19 protein-coding genes are annotated in these 26030 nt (G+C 73.0%); 8 read left to right on the top strand and 11 right to left on the bottom strand.

The genetic code is table 11. From position 1 onward, the window contains the following. Nucleotides 1-41: 41 nt before the first annotated feature. From fxsT (CHC11_RS02525) to CHC11_RS40015, 5 genes are all read right to left on the bottom strand, one after another. On the bottom strand, nucleotides 42-4220 hold the full coding sequence (fxsT, locus tag CHC11_RS02525) for an FxSxx-COOH system tetratricopeptide repeat protein (RefSeq protein WP_089309906.1): 4179 nt from the start codon (nucleotides 4218-4220) through the stop codon (nucleotides 42-44). Beyond that, nucleotides 4217-5242, bottom strand: a complete 1026-nt coding sequence (locus CHC11_RS02520) for an AAA family ATPase (protein ID WP_089309905.1) — start codon at nucleotides 5240-5242, stop codon at nucleotides 4217-4219. The genes fxsT (CHC11_RS02525) and CHC11_RS02520 overlap by 4 nt, the downstream gene beginning before the upstream one ends. Nucleotides 5243-5257: 15 nt before the next feature. Then, complete coding sequence (locus CHC11_RS02515; RefSeq protein ID WP_089309904.1) at nucleotides 5258-6742, bottom strand: VMAP-C domain-containing protein; 1485 nt, start codon at nucleotides 6740-6742, stop codon at nucleotides 5258-5260. A 61-nt stretch (nucleotides 6743-6803) separates the two neighbouring features. Further along, nucleotides 6804-8291: an MFS transporter gene (locus tag CHC11_RS02510; protein ID WP_179278647.1), complete on the bottom strand. Its 1488-nt coding sequence runs from the start codon at nucleotides 8289-8291 to the stop codon at nucleotides 6804-6806. 426 nt (nucleotides 8292-8717) lie between these two features. Then, the gene (locus CHC11_RS40015; protein WP_143226892.1) at nucleotides 8718-8888 is read right to left on the bottom strand and encodes an FXSXX-COOH protein; all 171 of its coding nucleotides are present in this window, start codon (nucleotides 8886-8888) and stop codon (nucleotides 8718-8720) included. Nucleotides 8889-9214: 326 nt separating this feature from the next. On the opposite strand from CHC11_RS40015, the gene fxsT (CHC11_RS02505) reads away from it, so the two are divergent. Beyond that, a complete protein-coding gene (gene fxsT / locus CHC11_RS02505; RefSeq protein WP_245918665.1) occupies nucleotides 9215-11725 on the top strand; it encodes an FxSxx-COOH system tetratricopeptide repeat protein in 2511 nt (836 codons plus the stop codon). On the opposite strand, the gene CHC11_RS02500 is transcribed toward fxsT (CHC11_RS02505), so the two are convergent. The 3 genes from CHC11_RS02500 to CHC11_RS02490 all read right to left on the bottom strand — a co-directional run bounded on the left by CHC11_RS02500 (nucleotide 11722) and on the right by CHC11_RS02490 (nucleotide 15592). Further along, on the bottom strand, nucleotides 11722-13032 hold the full coding sequence (locus CHC11_RS02500; protein ID WP_089309902.1) for an HEXXH motif domain-containing protein: 1311 nt from the start codon (nucleotides 13030-13032) through the stop codon (nucleotides 11722-11724). The genes fxsT (CHC11_RS02505) and CHC11_RS02500 overlap by 4 nt on opposite strands. Beyond that, nucleotides 13029-14279, bottom strand: coding sequence for an FxsB family cyclophane-forming radical SAM/SPASM peptide maturase (locus CHC11_RS02495; RefSeq protein WP_342749943.1), 1251 nt, complete (start codon nucleotides 14277-14279; stop codon nucleotides 13029-13031). Before CHC11_RS02495 ends, CHC11_RS02500 begins: the two co-directional genes overlap by 4 nt. A gap of 116 nt (nucleotides 14280-14395) precedes the next feature. Next, nucleotides 14396-15592 carry a PucR family transcriptional regulator gene (locus CHC11_RS02490; protein ID WP_245918664.1) on the bottom strand — a complete coding sequence of 399 codons (1197 nt, stop codon included), beginning with the start codon at nucleotides 15590-15592 and terminating at the stop codon, nucleotides 14396-14398. A 98-nt stretch (nucleotides 15593-15690) separates the two neighbouring features. Between CHC11_RS02490 and CHC11_RS02485 the strand changes: the two genes are divergently transcribed. Together CHC11_RS02485 and CHC11_RS02480 are read left to right on the top strand one after the other, a co-directional pair. After that, nucleotides 15691-16644 carry an SGNH/GDSL hydrolase family protein gene (locus CHC11_RS02485; protein ID WP_089309901.1) on the top strand — a complete coding sequence of 318 codons (954 nt, stop codon included), beginning with the start codon at nucleotides 15691-15693 and terminating at the stop codon, nucleotides 16642-16644. 82 nt (nucleotides 16645-16726) lie between these two features. Further along, the gene (locus CHC11_RS02480) at nucleotides 16727-17527 is read left to right on the top strand and encodes a maleylpyruvate isomerase family mycothiol-dependent enzyme (RefSeq protein WP_089309900.1); all 801 of its coding nucleotides are present in this window, start codon (nucleotides 16727-16729) and stop codon (nucleotides 17525-17527) included. Between the two features lie 12 nt (nucleotides 17528-17539). Here the strand turns inward: CHC11_RS02480 and CHC11_RS02475 are convergent, their stop codons facing one another. Next, a complete protein-coding gene (locus CHC11_RS02475) occupies nucleotides 17540-18034 on the bottom strand; it encodes a nuclear transport factor 2 family protein (protein ID WP_089309899.1) in 495 nt (164 codons plus the stop codon). Further along, nucleotides 18031-18903 carry a TIGR03619 family F420-dependent LLM class oxidoreductase gene (locus CHC11_RS02470; RefSeq protein ID WP_089309898.1) on the bottom strand — a complete coding sequence of 291 codons (873 nt, stop codon included), beginning with the start codon at nucleotides 18901-18903 and terminating at the stop codon, nucleotides 18031-18033. The genes CHC11_RS02475 and CHC11_RS02470 overlap by 4 nt, the downstream gene beginning before the upstream one ends. Before the next feature lie 179 nt (nucleotides 18904-19082). Between CHC11_RS02470 and CHC11_RS02465 the strand changes: the two genes are divergently transcribed. Then, the gene (locus tag CHC11_RS02465; RefSeq protein WP_245918663.1) at nucleotides 19083-20135 is read left to right on the top strand and encodes an IclR family transcriptional regulator; all 1053 of its coding nucleotides are present in this window, start codon (nucleotides 19083-19085) and stop codon (nucleotides 20133-20135) included. Nucleotides 20136-20154: 19 nt separating this feature from the next. Here the strand turns inward: CHC11_RS02465 and CHC11_RS02460 are convergent, their stop codons facing one another. Further along, the gene (locus CHC11_RS02460; protein WP_089309897.1) at nucleotides 20155-20772 is read right to left on the bottom strand and encodes a flavin reductase family protein; all 618 of its coding nucleotides are present in this window, start codon (nucleotides 20770-20772) and stop codon (nucleotides 20155-20157) included. Between the two features lie 284 nt (nucleotides 20773-21056). Between CHC11_RS02460 and CHC11_RS02455 the strand changes: the two genes are divergently transcribed. Genes CHC11_RS02455 through CHC11_RS02440 form a run of 4 tightly spaced genes read left to right on the top strand, consistent with a single transcriptional unit; the run spans nucleotide 21057 to nucleotide 25856 of the window. Next, nucleotides 21057-21926, top strand: coding sequence for an alpha/beta fold hydrolase (locus CHC11_RS02455; protein WP_089309896.1), 870 nt, complete (start codon nucleotides 21057-21059; stop codon nucleotides 21924-21926). Continuing rightward, a complete protein-coding gene (locus CHC11_RS02450) occupies nucleotides 21923-23626 on the top strand; it encodes an FAD-binding protein (protein ID WP_089309895.1) in 1704 nt (567 codons plus the stop codon). The genes CHC11_RS02455 and CHC11_RS02450 overlap by 4 nt, the downstream gene beginning before the upstream one ends. Beyond that, nucleotides 23623-24648, top strand: coding sequence for a ferredoxin--NADP reductase (locus CHC11_RS02445; protein WP_089309894.1), 1026 nt, complete (start codon nucleotides 23623-23625; stop codon nucleotides 24646-24648). The genes CHC11_RS02450 and CHC11_RS02445 overlap by 4 nt, the downstream gene beginning before the upstream one ends. 23 nt (nucleotides 24649-24671) lie before the next feature. Beyond that, a complete protein-coding gene (locus CHC11_RS02440; RefSeq protein WP_089309893.1) occupies nucleotides 24672-25856 on the top strand; it encodes an acyl-CoA dehydrogenase family protein in 1185 nt (394 codons plus the stop codon). Nucleotides 25857-26030 lie beyond the last annotated feature (174 nt).

Genomic DNA, 26030 nt, shown 5'->3' with positions numbered 1-26030 from the left:
CCCCTCCTCAGTTCCGTGCGCCGCACGCCGGTCTGCCTGGCTCAGAGCGGGGTCGGCGCGATGTCGCAGTCGAGTAGACGTCCCTCCTCGGCCCGCCTCACGTCCGGGTGCCCGGCCCCGAGGACGTCCGCCAGAGCGCCGACGGGGTCGCCTCGGGGGCCTTCCAGGTCGAGCACGTCGCAGATCACCCGGTGGTTGTGAGCGCACGCGAGCGTGTAGACGTGGTCGGGGCCGTACCGGCTCCTGAACCGCTCCCAGGTCTCGTTGGACCGGATGCGGGCCGCCTCCAGCCTGCCCATGTGGAACAGGTCGTGGACGAGCCCGACCGAGCAGCAGAGCGAGAAGTGGTGGTCGGCGCCCAGCGCGGCGCGCAGCTCGCGGACGGAGGTGTCGTCGAGGACGCGCGCCGTTTCGTGGTCGCCGAGGCTCCGCAGCACCATGGCGAGGTCCGCGGCGCAGGCGTGGGAGAACGGATGGTCCATGCCCATGACCCGGCGGTGTTCGGCCAGGGCCGCCTCCCCGAGCTCGCGCGCCCTCCCGGCGTCGCCCGCCGCCAGGCAGGCCGCCACCAGCACGCGCCGCGCCGCGAGGGTGTCGGGATGCCGCTCGCCATAGCGCTGCGTGTGCAGCCGCAGCGTGTCGTCCGCCCGCGCCATCGCCTCGGCGTGGAAGCCCAGCTTCCGCAGGGTGACGGCGTGGCTCATCTCCGTGTGCAGCATGAACGCGTGCTCGGACACGGGCGTCTCCCGCATGGTCGTCAGAACGTCGCGCTGCAGCGCCGCGGCCTCGCGGTAGTTTCCCAGTCCGTGCAGGTCACGGGCGAGCTGGCTCACGGCCAGCAGGCTGTTGCGGTGGCGCGGACCGAGGCTCGCGCGGAGCCGCTCGACGGAGCCGGCGTCGAGCGCCCGGGCCTTGTCGAACTCTCCCAGCAGGCGCAGGTCGATCCCCACGTTGTTGGCGACGACGAGGGTCTCGACGTGACCGCTGCCGAACAACCGGACCGAGCGGCGCAGCGTGTCCTGGTCGAGGTCGAGGGCGGCCCGGAAGTCGCCCCGAAGCCGCAGGTCGGCGGCGACGTTGCGGGCGGCGCGCATGGTGAGCGAGTGGCCGTGCCCGAAGCGCTCGGCCGTCCTCCGGTAGATGTCGGCGTTCTGCCGGTTCGCCGCGGCCACCTCCCCGAGCGCGCGCAGCACGGTGCCGAGCTCGCGGCCCGCGATGAGCACCGACTCGTCGTAGGGCCCGAGCTCTCGCTGCCAGTGCTCCAACGCGAGTTCGGCGAGGACCCGGCTGCCCTCGAAGTCGCCGAGCAGGTACAGGTAGCGCATCTGGTCGAGTGCGACCCCGCGGACCTCGGTGGACGCGCCGCCGATGACACCCGACGGCACCACGTGCGGGGCGATCTCCGCCCTGATCGCCCAGGTGGCCTCGTCGTCCGGTGGCGACGGGGGCGTCGCGGCGGCGAGGATCCGGTGCACCCGGTCCCGGACGGTCCGGCGGCCGGTCTCGGAGAGCCTGGTCTGCAACATCGTCCGCACGAGCCGGTGGACCTGAAGGCTGCACAGGTCCGGGTCGAACCGGCCGAGGGCGTAGCGACTGATGCCGGCCATCGCCGCCCGGAGCAGGCCGGCGTCTCCCAGCGTCTCCTCCAGGTCGAGGGGAAGGCCGCCCGCGGCGCCCGCCGACAGCAGGTTCCGGGTGACGGGCTCGGGCCCGAAGAAGGCCCACAGCTCCAGCAGCCGCCCTGCCGCTGGCGCGTCCTCCAGCAGCCGCTCGAACGCCAGGGTCAGCGTGGCGGCCAGTTCCGCCGGATAGTCCGGCGGAAGGCTCGGCCGGGCCTTCCCGCGGAGCCGGTGGTCCAGGAGCCGCAGGTACTCCGCGGTCGTCCGGCCGGTGACGGCGTGCCATGCCGCGGCCTGCTCGACCGCCAGCGGCAGGTCGCCGATCCGCCGGGCGAGCCGGTCGGCGTCGGCGGGCGTGAGGCCGGGCACGCGGCGGCACAGCAGCGCGATGCTCTCCGCGCGCTCGAACACGCCCACCTCCTCGGCGGCGGTGCGTTCCGCCCAGCGGCGGTCCCGGGAGGTGATCAGAACGTGCCCGCCCGGGACGGCCGTCGTCAGCCGTCCGCCGGGCTCCCCCGGCCGTACGGGCATCAGCGGGACGATCTCGTCGGGGTCGGTGGCGTTGTCGTAGATCAGCAGCCAGCGCCGCCGCCCCGGTCCCGCGCGCAGCGCGTCCAGGAGATGCTCGACGGTCCGGTTGACCTCGTCGCTCAGAGGGGTGCCGAGTCGCCGGGCCAGCTCGGCGAGCGACGACCTCGCGAGCGTGGTCCGCTCGGCGGGCACCCACCAGATGAGGTCGTAGTCGCCCGCGTGGCGGTGGGCGTACTCGACGGCGAGCTGCGACTTGCCCTGCCCTCCGAGCCGCCGCGGGTCCGCGGGGAGCAGGGAGGTCACCGCGCCGGTCAGTTCCGTCCGGATGTCGCTGAGCAGGGCGTCGCGGCCGGTGAAGTCGGGGTTGCGCGCCGGGAGCCCGCCGCCCAGCAGCGGCGCCTGGGCGTCCTGCTCCTCGGACTCCTCCCGCGCGGGTCCCTCGCCGGCCGCCGGCCCGGCCCCGGCCCCGTCCGGGACGGCGGTGCCGGGACCGCCTCCCGCGCCGCCCTGCGTCAGGCGCTCCGCGATCTGTGCGTACCGTCCGCCGAGCCGGGCGAGCACCCGCGCCGCGACCTGCGCGAACGGTGGATCCTGCCGCAGGTCCTCGGCGCCCTGGTGGATGGCCCGCAGCAGCGCGGGGAAGTCCTGGGTGGACCCCCACCGTCCGCGCACGACGTCCCAGACGTTGCGCAGGACGCTCATCGCCTCCGTGCGGCCGAGACCGCCGAGCAGGACGTCCCGCACCCCGTCGTGGAACTCGTACTCGATGCCCTCCGGGTCCGAGGTGCGGCGGGCGCGGCGCAGCAGGCCGCCCAGGAAGACCTCGGCCAGGTGCGCGGACGTCGCCTCCGGGAGCATGGCCCTCTGGACCAGCGACATGACCTCCAGCCGCAGTGGAGCCGCTGCGAGGTAGGCCGCCAGCCGGAACGCCGTCGGCGAGGAGGCCGCCCGGAAGCGCGTCACCCGCTCGACGGGCGACGGGTCGCTGCCGTCCCCGTCCCCGTCCCCGGCATCCCGCCGGGCCTCGCGGGACGGCGCGCCGGTGAACACGGCCATCGCCGCGATCCGCTCCGCCCCGCCGCCGACGAGCTCGGCCCAGGGGCGAAGCCAGCGTGGCTCCAGCTCCATCACGGGCACGGCGACGCCGGGCGGCACCGCGGGCTCCTCGCGCGGCCGAACCGTGAGCCGGGCGTTCGGTGTCCCGGCCTGCTGCGCCCCGAGCCACACCGGCTCGACCGCCGTCGCGCACCGCCACCACAGCCGCTGGGGGAGCGGCTGGAGGATCGCGACCGGGGCGGACCGCGCCCAGCGTTCGACGACCGCGGCGGCGCGACCGTCGCCCCAGGCCGGTCCGATGCAGTCGGTGAAGACCAGCACCACGCGGCGGTGCGCCGGGTCGATCAGCTCGTCCGGGCTGCGCCCCGGCCCGGTGGGCGAGCTCGCGGTGCGCAGGACGAGCGCGTCGTCATCGTTGTCGAGCCGCCACATCCGCACGTCGCGGAAGGCGCCCAGCCGTTCCATGAGGGTCCGCAGCTCGGCGGCGAGCCGTGTCCAGACGACCATGGACGGGCCGCCGTCCACCACGAGCGCGAGGTCGAGCCACCGTTCCGGCGCGGGCTCCATGACAGGTTCCCAGACGCCGGTCTCCGCGATCCGCTGCGCCGTCGCCTCTTCGGCGAGGTTCTCCACGGTCCGGGACGAGAACCTGCCCCGCAACGGCCGCAGCGCGCGGGCGAGGCTCAGCGTGTGCGGGAGCGCGGGCGCCGCGGGGGTGCGCACGGCGTCCCCCGGCGCGGACCCCCGCACCGGCAGGTGCAGCCCCGCCTGCGCGACCGACGACGCGGGACGGACCGGCCGGCGGGGCGCGGACGGTTCGGCGGCAGCGGGCTCGGCCGCGACGGGCCCGGCGGGCGGGTCCGGCTCCTCCTCCGGGCCGGGTGGCGGCGGGTCCTGCCCGGCGGGCGCCGCGGGCCCCGGCAAGGACAGCGCCAGCCACAGTGCGTCGGCGACCTCCTCCGCGGTGAGCGGGGGATCGAGCGCCTCCAGCGCCCCGATCAGCCGGGAGATCATCCCGAGCCGGCGGCGCCCAGCGGGCGCAGGATCGCCCTGACCATGTCCTGGAGCGCGGTCCCCGGCGGCCGGGAGCCGGTCGTGCTCAGGAAGACCGCGTTGAGAAGCTGGTCGGTGGCCAGGTCGCCCTGCTCGCGGCGATCCAGGAACTCCCGGATGAGGTCCGCGCTCGCCGCGCGCGCCGCCCCGCCGAGGTGCGCCTCGACGATCTCGGCGAGCTCCTCGGGGCTCGGCGGCTCGATCACCAGCCGGACGCAGCGGCGCAGGAACGCCGGGGGGAACTCCCGCTCGCCGTTGCTGGTGATGACGACCAGCGGGAACGCGGTGCACTGGACCCGCCCGCGGCCGACCGGCACCCGGTCCGGCCCCTTGGCCGGCATGACGTGCACGACCGGCTGGTCCTCCGGGAGGCGTTCGAGTTCCGGGATCGTGAAGCCGCCCTCCTCGAACACGTTGAGCAGGTCGTTGGGAAGGTCGATGTCGCTCTTGTCCAGCTCGTCGATGAGCAGCACGCGGGGGCGCGGCTGCGGCAGCAGGGCCGTGCCGAGCGGCCCGAGCCGGATGTAGCGGCCGATGTCGGGGGCCTCGGTGGCCGCCCCGGGGGCCACCGCCTGGCGCAGGCTCGTCTCGTGCAGGCGGCCGATGGCGTCGTAGCGGTACAGCCCTTCCTGGAGCGCGACCCGGCTGGTGATCGGCCAGTCCAGTACGGGACCGAGGCCCAGCTCGTGCGCCACGTTGTAGGCGAGCGTCGACTTGCCCGTCCCCGGCTTACCGGTGACCAGCAGGGGCCGCCGCAGGCGCAGGGCCACGTTCACCATGGTGACGACGTTGGGCTTCGGACGGTACGACAGGGCGCGCTCCGGGCCGCCGCCCGGCAGCCGGGGCTCGCCGTCCGCCGCGTCGAACCGCCGCCAGGGCGGCGGATCGGGCAGTCGCGCCAGGCCGTCGTGCGGCCTGGCGTCACCTCGGTAGATCTCCCAGTCCCCGGACTCTTCGCCCGCGGTCGTGTCCGTCTTCGCCACAGGTACCTCCAGGGGTCAGGCCGGGGCGCTCAGGCGCACGTAGGGTTCGGGCAGCCGGTCCGCGTCGTCGAACACCAGCGTCAGGTCGAGACCGAGATGGGCGCCGCCGCCGTCCCCGTCGAGCGTGCGCAGTGCCTGCCGGCGCAGCGCCAGCACGGCGTCGGGCAGATCCATCGCCCCCGCGTCCAGCAGTTCCTGGAACTCCTGGGCGAAGCGCTCCGGATCGCGGCCGCGCCGGCACCAGGTGACGATCGGCGCCCCGGCCTGGAGCGCGGCGCGCAGCTCCACGGAGTCCGGCCCGTCCGTGCGCGGGGGAAAGGCCATGGCCATGCACACCGACGACGGTTCGGACAGCAGCATGCTGTAGAGGCTTTCACCGCCGTACTGCCCGGGCTGTGTCACCCAGCACACCTTGGCGCCGTGGGGATTGTCGCGCAGCCACTCCCACTTGCGGCGCCAGTGGTGGTGGTAGGCCGGCCTGCGCATCCGGTCGAGGCTGCGGACGACCACCGGGTGCTCGATGCCGAGGCGCCGCTCCAGCCCGTCCACGGTGATCCGCAACTGGTCGACCGGCGTGCCGAGCATGTCGACCGGCAGCACGAACTCCAGCGTCAGGTCCGGCGTCGGCCGGTTGGCGACGTGCTGGTTCTCGCTCAGCAGTTCCTTGACGAGTCCGGGCAACCGGTCGAGAGGGATGGGCTCGTCGTCGCAACGGAGCATGAGCCCGTGCTCGCCGTCCACCTGGAGCCACGCGGAGGCCAGGTAGCGGTCGGGGACGGCGCCGTCCCGTCGGAGCTCGATGACGAGGTAGCTCCGCGTCCGGGCATCCCGCGAGGCCGGCACCTCGCGCCGCGGCGCCGGTGGGAGCCCGCGCTCCGATCCCAGCCGGCGCGCCAGCCGGTCGGCCCAGGCGCGCAGCCCGGCGGCCGCGGGGCCGGCCGCGTGGGCGGCGAGCCCCTCGACGAAGGCCACCAGCGGCGGGATGCCCTCGACGCTGAGGGTGAGGTCCTCCAGCTTGGCCAGAACGCTCCACAGATCGCCCGGGTCGGCGGCCAGGGCGGGGCCGGAAGGGCCTGTGACCCCCCAGTAGATCGCCCGGATCGTCGCCGGCTCGACGGCCTCGGAGACGGGGTCGCCCAGGATCCGCAGGAGCCTGTCGAGTTCCCGGCGCTCCTTCGGGCGCAGCAGCGGTTCGGGAAGCAACTCCTCGACGAGACCGCGGAGCTCGCCCATGGGGATGCTCCCGCGGTGGAACTCCTCGACGATCTCGATCAGCGCGTGGAACGCCCCGGGGTAGGACAGACACGAATCCACGAGATGCCAGACGTCGGTGATGTCCTTGTCGTCCCGAGCGATCGGGAGAGGATGCCCCAGCCGCCGTTCCAGAAGGGAGACGCAGAGGTCACGGGAGGTGCGCTTGCGTACGGTCTCCAGTTCCCACAGGGCCCGCACGAGGCGGGACTGATCTTCGAAAGGCAGCGACCACGCCACGTCCGACACTTATCTCCTCCGACACCCAAACCGCACCGGGACCCCCATCGGTGCGGCATATCGTACGCTTTCAGCGAGGAATGATCGCCTGGGGGATTTCCGGCGGTGCGGAATTGTCATATAGGTCTGTGTCGGATGCGGAGTCAGCGGATCGGGTCGTGGCCCGGACCCGCCCCGGGATCGCCCGCGCCGCCGCGGAGCACCGGCGCAGCGGCGGCCCGGCCACCTCGGCGAGAGCGCCCCGGAGGGTCTGGTGGGAACCGGTGCTCCGTCGTCTTCTGAGTGACCAGAGGTAACAGCTGCTGACCACGGCGACGCACAGGGTGATCGCCGTGACGGTCCCGGTCGCGATCCTCGTGCTCGTCACCAGCGAGAGCAGGTAGCCGGAGAACAGCGACCCCAGGGGGACGGCGCTCTGCGTGACGAGGCTGTTGATGCTGGCCACGCGCGCCAGCATGTCGTCGGGGATCCATGTCGCCTGGTAGACGGTGAGCGCCACGTTCATGTGCGCGCCGATGAAGCTGATCCCGCCCCAGGCGGCGAGCCCGGCCAGCGGACTGTCGTAGGCCGTCACGATCGCGGTCATCGCGAACCACCCCCAGACGCAGCAGAACAGCAGCCGCATCGGCCTGTTGCCCTGGGCCAGGCGGTAGCGCCGGGAGAGGCGGGACGCCGCGACGGCGCCGAGCGTGCCCCCGAGCCCGGACGCCGCGAAGAGAATGCCGATCATCGAAGTGGAGGAGAACTCCTGGTCCGCCTGCACCACGAGCCTGAGAAAGATGATCTGGAAGGCGAAGTTCGTCACCGCGCAGACGCCGATCACCATGCACAGGAACGGGTGGCCCAGTGTGAAGCGAAGGCATTTGCCGAAATCCGTGGGTCCGGGACTCTTCTGTTCCTCGGGCGCGAAGTTCTTCTCCCGCATGAAGTGCAGTGTGAGGGCGGAGAAAAGGGAGGATAGGGCGTCGGCAACGAACGGAAGTGCTCTGTCCAGGCCATAGAGAAAACCGCCGAGGGGGCGGCCGAGGAGCAGTGCGATATGGCTTCTGGCCTCGTTCCTCGCCATCGCTTCGGGGAGTTCGTCGGAGTTGACGACGCGCTTGACGACGGCGACCTCGGCCAGGCCGTACAGGCCCGCCAGCGCGCCGTCCGCCGCGGCCGCGGCGACCAGTAGCAGGCCGGGGTGGTAGTGCAGGGCGAGACCGACGGCCAGCAGCACCGCCACGCCGAACCGGGTGTACTGGCAGGTCAGCATGATGCGGCGACGGTCGAAGCGGTCCGCGATCATGCCCGCGGGCAGGTAGAGGAGTAGCCGCGGGCATGTTCCGGCCGCGGCCACCCAGCCCGCGAAGACCGGCGAACCGGTCAGGGACAGCGCCAGTAACGGAATCGCGATGGCGGCGTTCATGGTGCCGAGTTGTGAGGCGGCCGATCCGCTCCAGAGGAAGGTGAAATCCCGTGGCATAGGTGCCCGTGGTTTCACGCGCACCCGCTCGCGCCGTCGGAAGCGGCCACCTGTTGCATCCTCCCCGGAACCGATGGCGGCCGTTTCGGTCAAGGTGCGACCCGGCCGCCGGTCAGCGGGCGAAGGCACTGCGTGCGTCAGCCCGAACGGCTTTCCGCTCGACGGCATGAGCGACTAAAGGAAAACGGTCAAAAGCTCCGGGCGCGTTCATACCGAGAAGAAAGCCTGCGGCCCATAGTGCCGGGCCGCAGGCCGACTCTAGTGGAGATCGCGGAGAGAAACCGGTCGATTGTCGAAAAACGACTTCCGGCCGGCGAGTCTCGTGTGACTCTTGAACGACCGTATGCCGATCGTGGGGCTCCGTGCGGAGGTGTGCCCCCGCTCTCACCGCGGGGCGGCGGCACGGGCGGGCCGCCCGTCGCCTGCGGAATGCTCCGCGTCCCGCGATGCCGGGGCAGGGGCAGGGTGGAGCGCCGGTCCCCGCGCCGGCAGACGCCGCGGGGGCCGGAGGCCGGACGGTCAGCCGAGTTTGCTCTCGAAGCCGGCGGAGGCGATCTCTCCGCGGTTGGGGTCGAGGATCTCGCGCAGGGCCAGTTCGATGGCCGACTCGCCGAGCAGGCCGTCGAGCTCGCGGAGCGAGAGCCCGGACACGTCGATGAGTTCGCCGTGGAGAGCGGGTTCCTGCGGCATGGGTTCTCCTCGGGCGGGTCGCGCCGCCTGGCGGTGGCGGGCGCACAGTACGGGATTGTCTGTGCATGGGCGGCTAACTCCAATCATTCCAGAAGAATCCTGGTTTGACTATTGCCTCTGCCGGCCGCCGGTCACCGCTTTTTGGTAAGTAGGAACGAGAGAACCTGGCGGACCGAAAAGGGGACCGCCAGGAACGGCCGCGGTTCGGATCTGTGACGCGTGACCTATTCCGCCACTGACTGAATTGGGATAATACGGTAGCTAAGTGCGCATGCCGGCGAAGCGATCTGGTCATGTGGTGATCGGCGAAATGCGGAGGTGGACGCGTGTCGTTCCCGGAGACGGCCCCGGCGATCTGGGGGAAGATCCCGCCGCGGAACAAGAACTTCACCGGACGCGAAGAGCTGCTCACCAAGCTGAAGGCGGGTATCTCGGGCCAGGTCACGGCCGTGCTGCCGCACGCCCTGCACGGGCTCGGCGGGGTGGGCAAGACCCAGATGGCGGTGGAGTTCGCGCACCGGTTCTCCGTCGACTACGACGTGGTGTGGTGGGTCCCGGCCGACCAGCCGTCCCTGGTGCGGCCGGCGCTGGCGGCCCTGGCCCCCAAGCTCGGTCTGACCTCCGCCACCGCCCGGGGCGTCGAGGACGCGGCCAACGACGTCCTCGAAGCGCTGCGCCGCGGAGAGCCGTACCGCCGCTGGCTGCTCATCTTCGACAACGCCGACCAGCCGGAGGATCTCCAGGCCCTGCTGCCGCAGGGCCAGGGGCAGGGGCACGTCCTCGTCACCTCGCGCAACCCGCGGTGGGAGGGGGTCGGCCACACCGTCCAGGTCAACGTGTTCACCCGCGACGAGAGCGTCGCGTTCCTCAACAAGCGCGTCCCCCGCGCGATCGGTGAGGAGGACGCGAAGCGCCTCGCCCACGAGCTCGGGGACCTGCCGCTCGCCCTGGAGCAGGCCGGGGCGCTGCAGGCCGAGACGGGCATGTCCGTCGCGGAGTACCTGCGCCTGCTCGACGAGTGCACCAGCCAGCTGCTGGCCGAGGGAAAGCCGACCGAGTACCCGGTCTCGATGACGGCGGCGTGGCGGTTGTCGGTGAACAGCCTGGCGGAGAAGGTGCCCGAAGCCGTCGAGCTTCTGCGCTGCTGCGCCTTCTTCGGCCCCGAGCCGATCCCGCGTGAGGTGTTCTCCCGCACCCCGCCGGGGATCAGCCAGCCGCTGGCCGGGCTGCTGCGCAACCCGATCCGGCTCGCGCGGGCCTTCGGGGAGGTCAACCGGTACGCGCTGGCGAAGATCGACGCGCCGAGCCGCACCGTCCAGGTGCACCGGCTCATCCAGGCGCTGCTGCGCGATGAGCTGAGCCCGGCGGAACAGGCGCGCTTCCGCAGCGAGGTGCACATGCTCCTGGTGGCCGCGACGCCCCCCGAGGACGCGGAGTCGCCGGCGAGCTGGCGGCGCTACTCGGAGCTGATCGGCCATGTGGAGCCCGCCTCCGTCGCCGAGAGCACCGACCCCGAGGTCCGCAAGTTCGCCCTCAACATCGTGCGCTACCTGCGGCTGTCCGGCGACTATGCGTTCGCGCAGCACCTGATCGAACGGCTCCTCGACCAGTGGGCCGCCGACTCCGGGGAGGACGACATCGATCTCCTGGAGGGCAAGCGCCAGTTCGGCAACATCCTGCGGGACCTCGGGGAGTACGGTGCCGCCTACGAGTCGAACCTGAAGGCCATGGAGCGGACGGAGGCCCTGGTCGGCCCCAAGCACCGGATGACGCTGCAACTGCTGAACTCGCTCGGTGCCGACCTGCGGGCCCGCGGGGACTTCGCGGACGCCCGGGACCACGACCTGCGCTCCCTGGAGCGGCACATGGAGTCGTTCGGCGAGTCGGCGGCCGACACGCTGCGGGTGATGCACAACCTGGCGCTCGACCACGGGCTGAACAGCGCGTACGTCAAGTCGAAGGAACTTCACGAGGCGGTCTGCCTGAGGTTCGGCGACATCGCCCAGGGCACGGCGGTCAATGTCAGCAACGCCCTCGGGGGCCTGGCGCGCGCGGTGCGCCTGTGCGGCGAGTACGCCGAGGCGTGCGACCTGGGCGAGGACGCCTACGCCAAGTGCGTCGACGAACTGGGCGCCGAGCATCCGCTGACGCTGCGAGTGGCCAAGGACCTCTCCATCGCGCTGCGGCGGGCGGGCGAGCTGGACAGGGCCCTGGAGGTGGCGCAGGAGGTCAACGCGCGTTCCGTGCGGCTGTTCGGGCTGGACCACCCCGACACCCTGGCCGCGGCGATGTGCCTGGCCAACGGCCAGCGGTGCGCCGGCGACCTGAAGTCGGCCCTGGAACTGGCGGCCGACACCGTCGTCCGTTACCCGAAGGCCTACGGGCCCGAGCACCCCTACAACCACGGCTGCGGCGGGAACCTGGCGCTGCTGCACCGCGTGTGCGGTGACGCGGTGTCCGCGCGGGCGTTCAACGAGAAGGCGCTGGCGGGGCTGGAGGTCAAGCTCGGACGCGACCACCACTACTCGCTCACCGTGGCCACCAACCTGGCCAGCGACCTGCTCGCGCTCGGCGAGGCGGAGTCGTCGTGCAGGCTCGGCCGGGGGACGCTGCGGCGGTTGCGCGCGACGATCGGGGACGAGCACCCGATGACCCTGGCCTGCGCCGCGAACCTCGCGGTCTCGCTGCGCGAGTTCGGCGACAAGGAAGAGGCGGACAGGCTGCACCAGGAGACGATGAACGCCTACGCCAGGACGCTCGGCCTGGAACATCCGGACGCGGCCGTCGCGGGGGAGTGGCGGAGCCTCGACTGCGACTTCGACCCGCCACCGATCTAGGCGGCGCCGGAGGGCGAGGGGCGCCCGGGATTGCGGTGGCGCCAGGCGGTCAGGTGCCGGCCCGCGGCCTCGCCGCTGCGGCGCAGGGCCTCGGAGGGGACGGGCTCGTCCAGCCATGCCCGGACGGTCCGGCCCATCTCGCCGACGAACACCTCGCCCTCGGGAGTGAGCCTTCCGCTGGAGGCGAGGGTGCGGATCACGAGGTCCGTGGCAGTGCGCCAGCGCGCGAAGTCGCTCTCGGCCTCCAGGGCGGCCGCACCCGTCTCGTGCCGGCGCTGGTCCCGCCAGAACCTGGCGATGCCGAGGTGGGCGTAGGCGCCTTGCAGGAGGCCCGCGACGGGTCTCGGATCGTCTCGCCAGGGCGCGTAGTAGGTGGTGCCGTCGTCGGGTTCGGTGAGGTGGACCACGTCCAGGAGCCCGGTGAGCTTGGTGTGCTGGACCTCGTGGGCCAGCGTCACCGCGAGAGAACGGGCGTCGGGCGGGCTGGACAGGCCGATGCTGCCGAAGGCGTGCCTGGGCGTAGCGCTGGACTGCCCCTGCGCCGGGGCGACGAGCGGGGTCAGGACGGAGACGAAGGACGCGACGTCTTCCGCGACGCCCGGGTGGTGCTCGACCAGGATGCGCCAGGCGCCGGCCAGAGTCGACCGCCAGCGGTCGAGTTCGGTGTCGCGGAGGCGATGCGGGAGCCGCTCGGCTCCGGGCACGCGATCCGGATCGTGGTCGTCGAGGAGGAAGCCGGCGCGCGCGCCGCGGTGTTCGGCGGTCAGTCTCCGCAGGGGCTCCCACCCGGGCGCGTCCTGGTGGACGTCGGCCGGCAGACCGATCCGCAGATCCTCGGCGACGACCTCCGCCCCGCCCGGTCCGGACCGGACGAGCGCGCTTCTCCGACCGGGGACGAGGGCACGCCCCAGCCCGGGAAGGACGATCGCCCCCGAGCGTGCCGGTACCTCGATCTCGCCGGGAAGGCCCGCCTTGACCGCCGCCCCGGCGGCGAGGGCCGCGAGGCCGGCCGGGACGGCGCCGCCTTCCCCGCCGGACGGGCCGGCGAGGACGCGTCTGGCCCATTCGCCGACGGTCGGATACCGCAGTACGGCCTCGACCGCCTGCGGGGCCCCCTCCTGCATGCGCCCGAGGACGTCGTAGGCCTCGGCGGCCCGGGGCCCGCCCGCGTCGCGCACGCCTCGTAGCAGCAGGAGGCGTTTGCTGTACTGGGCCTTGTGGAGGAGATCGACCGCGGCGGGGCCGCCCTCGCCCGCGGCGAGCGCCAGGAAGACCTTCTCGGGGATCCCGTGGACGCCCGGGCTCATCCGGCTCCCTCCTTGGAGGACGACGCCTTCCGCCTGTACGCCTCGACGTCCTGCGAGACCGCGTTCCGAACATGGGTGACCAGGTGGAACAGGTCGCGGCAGTAGACGGACGGGTTGGCGAAGCCGGTGCCGGAGCGGTACCGGTGGGTGTAGAGGCCGCCGCCGCACACGCGGTGGACGGGGCAGGCGGTGCATGCGTCGGCGAGCGCCCGGCGACCGATCTGGCGCGCGGCCATCGCCGGGAGCATCAGGGCCGCGTCGAACGTGTCCCGGCCCACGTGCAGGTCGGTGTGCGCCGCACCGTCGTAGGCGGACTTGAGCGTGTCGACCTGCTCGATGGAGCCGTCGGTCTCCACCACGGCGACCGCGACCGGCGACAGCCCGATCGACTCGCTGTGCGAGGGGCGACCGAGCAGCAGCCGGATGATCTCGCTGAACAGCCGGACGCGGGTCTCCCGCACCGGGGTGCGGTACCAGCGCTCGAAGATCGCGATGAGCCAGTCGCCGTACGGCGTCGCGTCGTCGTCGCCCCGGCCCGGAGGCGGGGTGTCCCAGTTGCCGTGCGGAAGCAGGAAGTCCACGGCCGGGGGGCGGTGGGCGACGAGCGCCTCGTAGGTGGAGACGGGGTCGTTGCGCAGGTCGATCGTGCTCAGCAGGCCGCTGAACAGCCGCCGGTACGCGGGTGCCGTCAGCCGGTCCAGCCCGCTCATGACGTCCCCGTGGCTTCCCCTGCCGCCGGCGCGGCGGCGATGCCGGTCGTGGTCGTCCTCGTCGCCGTCCAGGCTGACGCTCACGAATATGTCGAGTTCGTCGAAGAGTTTCAGGTAGACCGAATCAAGGAGGACGCCATTGGTCTGCAAGTGGAAACTCACCGAAGTCCGAGAATCCACGGCCGAATTGACCGCCTCGACCGCGTAGCGGATGTGCTCGGGACCGGCGAGTAGCGGTTCTCCGCCGTGCAGGACGACGCCGATCCGCGACAGGTCATTGGAGCGCGCGTGCTCGGCGATGCGGGCGGCCGTGCGGTCCAGGGTGCCGCGCGACATGCGGCGCGGCTGGCGCCGCCAGCTCTGGTCCGCCATCTCGTACATGTAGCAGTAGTCGCAGGCCAGATTGCATCTGCTGTGGATTTTCAGTACGAACTCGCGGAACGGAGTCGGTCGCCACCCCTGCTCCAGAAGGGTCTGGACGCTCAGCGTGGCCGGCCATTCGTCTTCGGTGGACGTCCGGGCCGCACCCACGGTCACACCGATCAACTCCCAGCGAGGCTCGAACGCAGGTAGATCACGTTACCTTTATACATTTATATACGCATCATCATGATCACGGAATCATGGTTCCCGGTCATTGCTCCGGTGACGGCTCACCGCAGGGAGCGGCGGGCCACCAGGGCGGCGTTCAGCAACGGGAGGTCGCCGGGGCGGCCCGGGTCCAGTCCCGTGAGGGCGCTGATGCGGCGTATGCGGTAGGCGACCGTGTTCGGGTGGACGTGCAGGGCCGCGCCGGTCGCGCGGCGGTCCAGGCCGAACGCCAGGTAGCGCTCCAGCGTGCCCAGCAGGTCCGGCTTGCGGTCGAGCGGCGCCAGCAGGGCGGCGAGCGCGGCGAGCGCGCCGCTGGGGCGGCTCAGCTGGTAGTCCAGCAGGACGTCGGCGAGCCGGTACAGGCCGGGCGGGCGGCCCGTCCGGCGGACCAGATCCATGATCTCGGCGGTCTGGGCGACCGCGCCGGGAACGCCCGCCGGGCCGGTGATCTCAGCCGCGGCCGTCACCTCGATGTCGGCCGCCTTCGCCGCGCCCGCGACCAGGTCGTGCAGGGCCTCCCAGCAGGAGGAGAAGGGGAGCAGGGCCGTCCCTCCCGAGGCGTCCAGGGCGGTGAGGGCCGGCTCGTCGGCGACGGCGTCCAGCGCGGTCCGGACGCGGCGGATCTTGCGGCGGGCGGCGATCCGCGCACGCTGGCCCGAGCCGGCCTCGTCCGGATGCGGGCCGAACGCCAGGGTGAGGACGGCGTACCGGGGCGCCGGGCGGTGCCCCGCGGTGTCGCCCGCCAGCAGCGCGGTCATCAGGGCGTGCCGGCCGCCGTGCTCCTGGCTGTCCAGGATCTGCCGCACCTCCAGGTAGGCGGCGCTGACGGCCGAGGTCAGCAGCCGCTGGAAGTCGAGGAAGTAGCCGAGCGCCTCCTGGAAGGCGGGCAGGTCGGCGGGCTCGGCCCCGCCGGTCAGCTCCTCCCAGGCCATGGCCGCCCCGATCTGGTACGCGGCGAGGATCGCGTCCAGCGGCACGCCCTCCTCGGCCCGGAGCGCCGCCGAGTCGCGCTGCCGGGCGAAGTCGGCCGCGCCGGCCGGCCGGCGCCGCTCCAGGACGTCCGCGAACTGCCGCAGGCTGTGCTGGACGATCCCGGCGATGTCCCCGGCGACCTCCTCCTGCGGCAGTTCGGCGTAGACGGGCAGCTCGGCGAGCAGCCGCGCCACCACGCGGCGGGTCAGCAGCGGCGCGCGGACCCGCAGGTGGGCCGCCATCGGCCGGCCCGCCACCCGCAGCGCCGGCGTCTTGTCCCGCGTCACAACGGCTCCCGGAAGAGTCTGTTTTCACGCCAGTTGAACGGCGTGTCCAGATTCTGGACGATCTCGGCGACATCGTCCATGACGCCGGGAGTCAGCTCATGAAGCGTCTGTTCAACGGCCGCCCGTCCACCGTCCGGGCCGTCACGCGAGTCGCCGCAGGCCGGGGCGTCAGGGACCGATTCGTCAGGGACCGGGTCGTCAGGGGCCGATTCGTCAGGGGCACGGTCGGCGCGATCGTCCTGGCGGGGGCGGCCCTCGGCGGGACGGCGGTGCCCGCGGCGGCGGCCGCGGGGGAGTACGTCGCGCTCGGCGACTCGATGGCGTCCGGCCCGCTCATCCCGAACATCACCGGCCCGGTCGGCTGCGGGCGCTCCACCCACAACTACGCGCACGAGCTGGCGTCCCGGCTCGGCGCCGCCCTCCGGGACGTCACCTGCAGCGGCGCCAAGACCACCCACATGACCCAGCCGCAGAGCACCAGCGTCGGCGGCGTCGACACGGGGACCGTCCCGCCGCAGCTCGACGCGCTCACCGCGTCCACCACGCTGGTGACCCTCACCATCGGCGGCAACGACGTCGGCCTCGTCGGCATCGCCCAGGACTGCGCCACCCTCGACCCCACCGCCACCCCGTGCAAGGGCGAGTTCGAGGATCAGGTCGCCCAGCGCACCCGCGACTTCGGCCCGAAGCTGTCCGCCGTCCTGGACGGCATCCGCGCCCGCTCCCCGAAGGCCCGGATCGTCGTCACCGGCTACGGCCTCTACATCAAGCAGAACGGCTGCTGGCCCGTGCAGCCCGTGCTCCCCACGGACGCCAACTTCCTGCAGGGCTCCGTGAACGCCATGAACGACGTGATCCGCCGGGAGACGACCGCGCACGGCGGAACCTACATCGACCTGGTGACCCCCAGCGCCGGCCACGACGCCTGCCAGTCGGCGTCCAAGCGCTGGGTCGAGGGCTACGTCCCCGTGCACTCCGCCGCCCCACTCCACCCGAACGCGCAGGGCGAGGCCGCCTACGCCGCCGTCATCGGCGGTGTCCTCGGCGCCTGAGCCCGCCGATGGCCCGTCCCGGCCAGACCCCTCGGCCGGGACGGGCCGTAAGCTGCGTGACGCCGCCGACGGAGGGGCTGACGTGAACGAGCAGATGCGTGCCAACACCGCCGCGTACGAGCAGACGGTCCGCTCGACGCTCGCGCTCGCCGAGACGTTGGGCGACGGCGACTGGGACCGGCCGACCGAGTGCCCCGGCTGGACGGTCAAGGACCAGCTCTCCCACCTCGCCGGGGTCGAGCGCGACCTGCTCGGTGATCCCGCCCCGCCCGTCGAGCTGCCCGAGTTCGACCACTTTCGCAATGACTTCGCCCGCTACACCGAGATCGCGGTGCACGCGCGGCGGCCCGTTCCCGGCCCGCAGGTCGCGGCGGAGCTGGCGGACGCGCTCGAACGCCGCCTCGCGCAGGTGGCCGGCGAGGACCCCGACCGCGTCCTGATGTGCCCGGACGGCAGGGAGGGCCCCTACACGCGGTTCATGAAGTTCCGCGCCATGGACTGCTGGACCCACGAGCAGGACATCCGCCGCGCGGTCGGCCGTCCCGGCAACCTCGACGGCCCGGCGGCGCAGTGCTTCTGGGAGCTGCTGAGCCGTTCCCTGCCCCGCATCGTGGCGCGTGCGGCCGAGGGCGCGCCCGGCCGGAGCGCCGTTCTCACGATCTCCGGCCCGCCCGACTTCGAGGTCGGCGTGACCGTCGGCGACGACGGCCGCGGCGCGTGGTCGGACGTCCCGGCCTCCCCGGCGGCGAGGATCGCCATGGACTGGGAGACCTACGTCCGGCTGGCCGCCGGACGCTGCACGGCGGGCGACGTCGCCGTCCGCGCCGAGGGCGACGCGGACCTCGCCGGCAGGATCCTCGCCACCATGGCCGTCACGCCCTGAGCGGCACCCTCCTCAGCGGTGCCGGACGGCGTCCGGGAAGTGGGAGGCGAGCAGGTCGGGAGACTCCTCGCGGCCGTCGAGGACGCGGTTGGTGCGGGTCACGGCGCGCCAGCCGGACGGGGTGCGGCGCAGCCGCCAGTGGTTGGCGGTGGCGCGGCGCAGCACGAAGCCGTCCGGCCGTTTGACGATCATGAGGGTGTAGCCGACGGCGGTGGCCTCGTCGCCGGAGACCGCGACGTGCGGCGGGCCGACGACGTGCGCGCAGCCGCCGGAGATCCACCGCTGGTGGTTCGCCGAGCGGACCATCGCCTCGATCTCCGGATGCCCGGTCATCATCAGCTCGTCCACGTCGTAGACGCCGTCCGGCTCGAAGAGCCCGGCGACCTCGGCCGCGCAGCCGCCGTCGACCAGCGGGCCGTAGGAGAGGATCAGCCGGGTGATCTCCCGCTCGTCCTCCAGGGCGCGCAGCCGCTCTTCGAGGGCTGCCAGGCGGGCTTCGACGCTCACGCCTCCTCCCCGAAGGCCAGGCCGTAGTCGGCGGCCAGCCCGCGCAGGGCGGCGAGCTGCTCGCAGTAGTGCCCCGCCGACTCCGACTCCATCCGGACGCCGGCGATCGTGGCGCCCGCCTCGCGCAGCCGGGCGAGCGCCGTCCCGGACGCCTCCGGCGCGCCGATCGGGTCCAGGGGGCGCGACGGCGCGAGGACCACGTCGAAGCCGGGCGGCACGTCGGCGTCCGCGAGCATCTCCGCGAGCGTGCGCAGCGGCAGGCCGAAGGGGACCCAGCCGTCGGCGTCCAGGGCGCGCCGCAGCGAGCGGCCCGAGCGGCCGCCGATCCACAGCGGGACGCGGTCCTGGACGGCGTGCGGTTCCACGACCAGCCCGGAGTAGGCGTAGTGCTCGCCGCGGTACTCCGGCGCGCGCCGCGACAGGGACGCGCGGAGCGCGGCCAGCGCGTCGTCGGCGCGGGCGCCGCGGCCGGCGAACGGCGCGCCGAGCAGGCCGAACTCCTCCTCCAGGCTGCCGACGCCGAGGCCGAGCACGAGCCGGCCGCCGCTGACCCGGTCGAGCGTGCCGTAGCGCTTGGCGATGGCGAGCGGGTGGTGGTAGCCGAGCACGAGCACCTGCGTGGCGAGCCGGATCCGGGACGTGCGGGCGGCGAGGTGGCCGAAGGTCGCGAGCGGGTCCCAGTAGACGCCGCCGCGCTGCTCGGCCGCCTCGGCCGGGACGGCGACGTGCTCGCTGCACGTCACGTGGTGGTAGCCGAGCCGGTCGGCGGTCCCGGCGATGAGGGCGATCTCCTCGATGCCCGCGTCGCGCTCCCAGGCGGCATGGCCGGGCGGCTGCGCCACCACCGGCGTGACGATCCCGACACGCATCGCTGCTCCCCTCGTTTGCAGAAAAACGTTCTATCACGGCGACCGGCCCGACCTGGGCCGCGGTCCCGGTGCCGCAGGGTTCGGCTGACCTGCTCTTACTGCCCCTCTTCCACCAGGAGCAAGCGGTTGCTACATTCGAAGGAACAAGAATTCATTTCAGTCATGTTCTGGGAGGTGCGATGACCGAGGCCACGATGCCGGAGGCAGCGACGCCGGAGGCCATGACCGCTTCGGAGGCCATGACCGCTTCGGAGGCCATGACCGCTTCGGAGGCCATGACCGCGCCGGGGGTCATGACGCGGCGGCGGGTCATGTCGGCGGCGACCATGCAGTCGGAGGCCGTGGAGCCGGGCTGCGCGCGCCGGGAGTCGCCGCCGTCGATGATCGAGCGGATGACACTGATCCTCGACGCGTTCAACGGGCCGACCGCCCGGCTGACCCTGGAGGACGTCGCCCGCCGCACCCGGCTGCCGCGCTCCACCGCGCACCGGATCCTGGACCAGCTCGTCCGGCAGCGCTGGCTCGCGCACCACTCCTTCGGCTACGGGCTCGGCCAGCGCGCCCTCGGCCTCGGCGGGCAGGACGGCGGGCACGGCAAGATCCGCGAGGCCGCCGCGCCGCTGCTGCACGAGCTGCAGGTCACCACCGGGCTCGTCGCGCACCTGGCCGTCCTGGACGGCGCCGAGGTCTTCTACCTGGACAAGCTCGGCGGGCGGCTCGCCACCTCCGTCCCGTCGCGGGTCGGCGGCCGCGCCCCGGCGCACTGCACGGCCCTCGGCAAGTCGATGCTGGCGTGGCTGGAGCCCGAGCAGGTGGACGCGCTGCTCGGCTCGGGCATCAGCCGCTTCACCAGCCGCACGATCGGCGAGCTCGGCACGCTCCACCAGGAGCTGCACCGCATCCGGCAGCGCCGCGGCCTGGCGTTCGAGCGCGGCGAGTCCTACCCCGGCATCGCCTGCGTCGCCGCGGCGATCCGCGGCACCGAGGGGCCGGTCGCCGGGATCTCCCTGGTCGGCGACATCCGCGCGCCGCTGGAGAACGTCGCGCCGCTGGTGGTCACCGCCGCCCGCGAGGCGTCGCAGATCCTGTTCCCCGGCTCGTCCCCCGGCGCCCGCGCGGGACGCCCCGGCGGGCGCACCCGGCGCGCCGTCCGGACCGGCGAGGAGACCAGCTGGTCGCCGGAGACGATGAACCGGCTGCTCGCGGTCGACGGGCGCGGCGACTGGATGTGACGGGCCGCCGGAGGTGACGTCAACCCCAGCCCCACCGGTCGCCGATGCCCCACGGGTCGGGGGCGATCGGCGCGTCGGGCTCCCCGACGCCGAACCGGCTGCGGAAGAACACCATCGGGTGCCGCCACACGCCGTCCACCACCTCGTGCCGGTCCACCGCCAGGACCCGCCCGATCACCACCTCGTGGTCGCCGGCCTCGTGCACGTCGTGCACGACGCAGTGGACGGCGAGCAGGACGTCCGGCAGGGCGGGGGCGCCCCAGCGCGACTCCTCCCACTCCAGGCCCTCGAACTTGGTGCCGCGGCTCGACCCGAAGCGCTCGCACAGGTCGCGCTGCTCCTCGCCGAGGACGTTCACGCAGAACCGCCCCGCCGCGCGGATCCGGGGCCACGACCGGCCGCGCTTGTCCGCGCAGAACAGGATCAGCGGCGGGTCCAGCGACACCGACGCGAACGACTGGCAGGCGAAGCCGACCGGCTCGCCGCCGTCGAGGGCGGTGACGACGGTGACGCCCGTCGCGAACTCGGCCATGGCCAGGCGGAAGTCGGCCGGCTCCGGCGCGGCCGCGGCGGCGTCCGCCCGCCAGTCGTCCGCGTCGGCGTCGTGCAGGGGCGTGAGCGCTGGCTCGGCTGGCATGTGTTCACCTCGGGGCTGCGAGCGGGCGGGCGTTCGGATCCACTATGCGGTATTTCCACTAACGGGTACTCACCCGGCACCGGTCAAGGGGCGGCCGGTGAGCCCGAAGGTAGGCACGCCCCGCCGGGGCCACGCGCCCCGATCCCGATGAGTGGAAGCGGGCGCCCGGCCGGGCCCGCCGAACCGCCCTCGGACCCGCGTCCCGCTGATCGGGATCCGCCGCCTGACCCCGCCGTCCCGCCGATTACGTTCCGGACAAGCCACCGTCGAAGGACTGGGAGATCATGCCTGCGGAGCTGACCTACGAGTCGACGTTGCGCGAGCTCGCCACCGACCAGGGCGTCCTGCGCTACCACGAGGCCGGTGAGGGCCCGCCGCTGCTGCTGCTGCACGGCTCCGGTCCCGGCGTCACCGGCTGGCGCAACTACCGCGGCAACCTCGCCCGGTTCGCCGAGCACTTCCGCTGCCTGGTCCTGGAGTTCCCCGGGTTCGGGGTCAGCGACCCGACCGACGAGCACCCGATGATGGCCGCGGGCGGCGCCGTCGTCCGGTTCCTGGACGGCCTCGGCCTCGACCGGGTCGACGTGATCGGCAACTCGATGGGCGGCATCGTCGCGACGCAGGTGGCGCTCCGCAACCCCGAGCGCGTCCGCCGGCTGGTCACCATCGGCGGGATCGGCCGCAACGTCTTCAGTCCCGCGCCCGGCGAAGGCATCAGGCTGCTGGCGGAGTTCACCGACGACCCGACCCGCGAGGGCCTCGTCCGGTGGCTGAACTCGATGGTGTACGACCCGCGGATCGTCACCGAGGAGATGATCGAGGAGCGCTGGCGGCAGGCCACCGACCCCGACACCCTCGCGAGCGCGCGCCGCATGTACGGGTCGAAGGCGATGGCGGCCCGCGCGAAGGCGATGGCGGCCTCCGACGAGCCGCCTTACTGGGCGATGCTCCACAAGCTCAGGGCCAAGACCCTGATCACCTGGGGCCGGGACGACCGGGTCAGCCCCGTCGACATGGTCCTCGTGCCGATGCGCACCATCCCGGACGTCCAGGTGAACATCTTCCCCGACTGCGGGCACTGGGTGATGATCGAGCAGAAGTCCGCCTGGGAGAGCGCCGTGCTGGCGTTCCTGACCCGGAAGGACGAGCGGTGAGCGACCGGGAGCGCGCGAGCGGCTGGGACCACGAGTACGACCTCGTCATCGTCGGCAGCGGCGGCGGCGGGATGGCCGCGGCGCTGACCGCGCACGACGCCGGGCTCTCCGCGCTGATCGTGGAGAAGGGCAAGAGGTTCGGCGGCTCCACCGCGATCTCCGGCGGCGGGATCTGGATCCCGAACAACCCGACGCTGAAGGCGCGCGGCCACGAGGACAGCCGCGAGTCGGTCCGCCGGTACCTGGACCGGCTCACCGAGGGGCGGGTCCCGGCGGCGCGGCTGGACGCGTTCGTCGACAACGGGCCCGCCGCCATGGAGCTGCTCTGCCGGAGCAAGTGGATGCGGTTCTTCTGGACGAAGGGCTACGCCGACTACCACCCCGAGTACGAGGGCGGGCGCGCGCTCGGCCGGTCCATCGAGGCCAAGCCGTTCGACACCCGCAAGCTCGGCGAGGACGAGCGGTACCAGCGGCCGAACAGCATGAAGGGCCCCCTCGGCCTGTGGATCACCGCGAAGGACTACCACGACCTCGCGATGGCCAAGCGCACCTGGACGGGCCGGCGCGCGTCGCTGGTCGCGGCGTGGCGCGTGTCGTCCAACATGGTCCGCCGCCGCCACATGGCGACCGGCGGCCGGGCGCTCGCCGCGCGGCTGCGGATGGCGCTGAAGGACGCCGGGGTCCCGCTCTGGCTGAAGACCCCCATGACCGAGCTCGTCGTCGAGGACGGCCGCGTCACCGGCGTCGTCGTCGAGCGCGACGGCGCGGCGCTGCGCATCCGCGGGCGCCGGGGCGTCCTGCTCGCGACGGGCGGATTCGACCACAACCAGGAGATGCGCGACACCTTCCTGCCGAAGGGCGGCCAGGAGGACTTCGCGATGGGCGCCCGCGAGAACACCGGCGACGGCATCCGCGCCGGTGAGAGCGTCGGCGCGGCGCTGGACCTGATGGACGACGCCTGGTGGATGCCCGCCGTCCGGCACCCGGCGGGGGCGACGATCCCGCTGCTGTCGGAGCGGTGCATCCCGCGCTCGGTGATCGTGGGACAGGACGGGAAGCGGTTCACCAACGAGTCGGCCCCGTACGTCAACTTCGTCCACGACCAGCTCGCGGGCGGGCACGTCCCCTGCTGGTTCGTGATGGACGCCAAGGCCCGGACCCGCTACCCGTTCGCGCAGATCCTGCCCGGCGCGCCGATCCCGAAGGCGTTCTACGAGGCGGGCATCGCGTTCAAGGCGGACACGCTCGCCGAGCTGGCCGGCCAGATCGGCGTCCCGGCGGACGCGCTGGGCGAGACCGTCGAGACGTTCAACCGGTACGCGCGCGCGGGCAAGGACCCCGAGTTCGGCCGCGGCGACTCCGCCTACGACCGCTACTACGGCGACCCGAACCTGGAGAACCCGAACCTGGACGTGATCGAGGGCGGGCCGTACCACGCGTTCCGGATGGAGGTCGGCGACCTCGGCACCAAGGGCGGCCTCGTCTCCGACGAGCACGCCCGCGTCCTGCGCGCGGACGGGACGGTCATCGAGGGCCTGTACGTGACGGGCAACTCCTCGGCGTCGGTGATGGGCAACGAGTACGCGGGCCCGGGCGCCACGATCGGCCCGGCCATCGTGTTCGGCTACATCGCCGCCCGGCACGCCGCCGGGTCGGCCGGTTCCGCGGGGCCCGCAGGGAAGGCCGCGGGACGCTCATGACGGCTCTGAAGGCGCGGGTGGTGGAGGTCGTCCGGGAGACGGCCGACGCGCACTCGCTCGTCCTCGAACCCGTCGAGGGCGACCGGGAGCGGTTCGCCTACCGGCCCGGGCAGTTCCTCACCGTCCGGGTGCCGGCGGAGGGCGGCTGGGCCGCGCGCTGCTACTCGCTGTGCAGCTCGCCGCTCACCGACGACCGGCCGAAGGTGACGGTCAAGCGGGTCGCGGGCGGTCTCGGGTCCAACTGGATCTGCGACAACGTCACGCCGGGCGACGTCCTGGAGGTGCTGCGCCCGGCGGGCACGTTCACGCCGCCCTCGCTGGACGAGGACCTGCTGCTCGTCGCGGGCGGCAGCGGCATCACCCCGGTCATGTCGATCCTCAAGTCGTGCCTGGCGGGCGGCTCCGCGAAGGTGGCGCTGCTGTACGCCAACCGGGACGAGCGGTCGGTCATCTTCGCCGACGAGCTGAGGGAGCTGACCGAGCGGCACCCGGACCGGCTCACCGTCGTCCACCTGCTGGAGTCGGTGCAGGGCCTGCCGACGGCCGCCGCCATGCGGTCCCTGGCCGGCCCCTACGCGGGCCGCCCCGTGTACGTGTGCGGGCCCGAGATCTTCATGGACCTGGTCTCGGGGACGCTCGGCGGCCTCGGCGCGCGGGTGCACGCCGAGCGGTTCTTCTCGCTGGAGGGCGACCCGTTCGAGGGGCCCGAGGACGCGCCGGAGCAGGCGGAGGCGGAGGCCGGCGACGCCGGTGAGATCGAGGTCGAGATGGACGGCGAGACCCGCACGGTTCCGTGGCGCGGATCCGAGCGGCTCCTCGACGCGCTGCTGCGCGCCGGGGTCGACGCCCCGTTCTCCTGCCGGGAGGGCTCCTGCTCGGCCTGCGCCTGCGTGGCGCTGGAGGGCGAGGTCACCCTGGACGCCAACACGGTCCTCGACGAGCAGGATCTCGCCGACGGCCTCATCCTCGCCTGTCAGGCGAGGCCGGTCACCGACCGGCTGAAGATCACTTACGACGGCTGACGAACACTTACGGGAGACAGGCGATGGCCAACCGCGTGCTTGACACGATCATGGAGAGGGCGGAGCAGATCCGCGAGCTCGGCCCGGCCAACGAGGCGCTCGGCAGGCTCGACGACAAGGCGGCGCAGATCCTGAAGGACGCGGGCGCGATCCGGCTGCTGCAGCCGGAGGCGCACGGCGGCCTGGAGGTCCACCCGCGCGAGTTCGCCGAGACCGTGATGGGGATCGCCTCCCTGGACGGCTCCACCGGCTGGGTCGCCGGCATCGTCGGCGTCCACCCGTGGGAGATGGCCTACGCCGACCCGAAGGTGCGCGAGGAGATCTGGGGCGAGGACCCCGACACCTGGATCGCCTCCCCCTACGCGCCGATGGGCATCGCCCGGCCGGTGGACGGCGGCTACGTCTTCAACGGCCGCTGGCAGTTCTCCTCCGGCACCGACCACTGCGACTGGATCTTCCTCGGCGCGATGCTGGGCGACGACGAGGGCAAGATGGCGCAGCCGCCGCGGTCGCTGCACATGATCCTGCCCCGCTCCGACTACCGGATCGTCGAGGACTCCTGGGACGTCGCCGGGCTCAAGGGCACCGGCAGCAAGGACATCATCGTCAAGGACGCGTTCGTCCCGACGTACCGGACGCTGGAGTACACCAAGGTCGTGGACGGTTCGGCGCCGCGCGAGGCGGGGCTGACCAACCCGTCCTACCTGATGCCGTTCTCCTGCGTGTTCCCGCTCGGCATCTCCTCCGCGGTCATCGGCATCGCCGAGGGCGCGCTGCACCACCACCTGGCCTACCAGCGCAACCGCGTCCAGATCACCGGCACGAAGATCAAGGACGACCCGTACGTGCTGTACGCGATCAGCGAGGCGGCCGAGGAGATCAAGACGTCCCGCACGGCGCTGCTCGACAACTGCTCGCGCATGTACGACATGGTCGCCGCCGGGCACGAGCCGACGTTCGCCGAGCGCGCCGCCGGCCGCCGGACCCAGGTCCGCGCCGCGTGGCGGGCGGTGCAGGCGATGAACGAGATCGTCGTCCGGTCGGGCGGCAACGCGATGCGGAGCGACAACCCGATCCAGCGGTTCTGGCGGGACGCGCACGTGGGCCTCGCCCACGCCATCCACGTTCCGGGCTCGGTCTACCACGTCTCCGCCCTGACGGACCTGGACATCGAGCCTCCCCAGGGCCCGATGCGGTCGATGATCTGATCCCCGCCGACTCGCGGCGTGCCGGGAGCGTGGGCGCCTCCACCGCCCGGCACGCCGCGTCCCAAGGGCGCGCCGCGGGAGGACTCTCACTCAGCGGGAAGGGCCCGGCGGCCCGCCCCCGGATTTGGCAGGTTGAGCCTGGACGGCCGCCGTGCGGGCCGCTATCCAGAAGGG

Source organism: Actinomadura mexicana, from assembly GCF_900188105.1.
Lineage (GTDB): Bacteria > Actinomycetota > Actinomycetes > Streptosporangiales > Streptosporangiaceae > Spirillospora > Spirillospora mexicana.
Note: the sequence above shows the minus strand (reverse complement) of the source record. Positions and strands in the feature narration are given on the sequence as shown.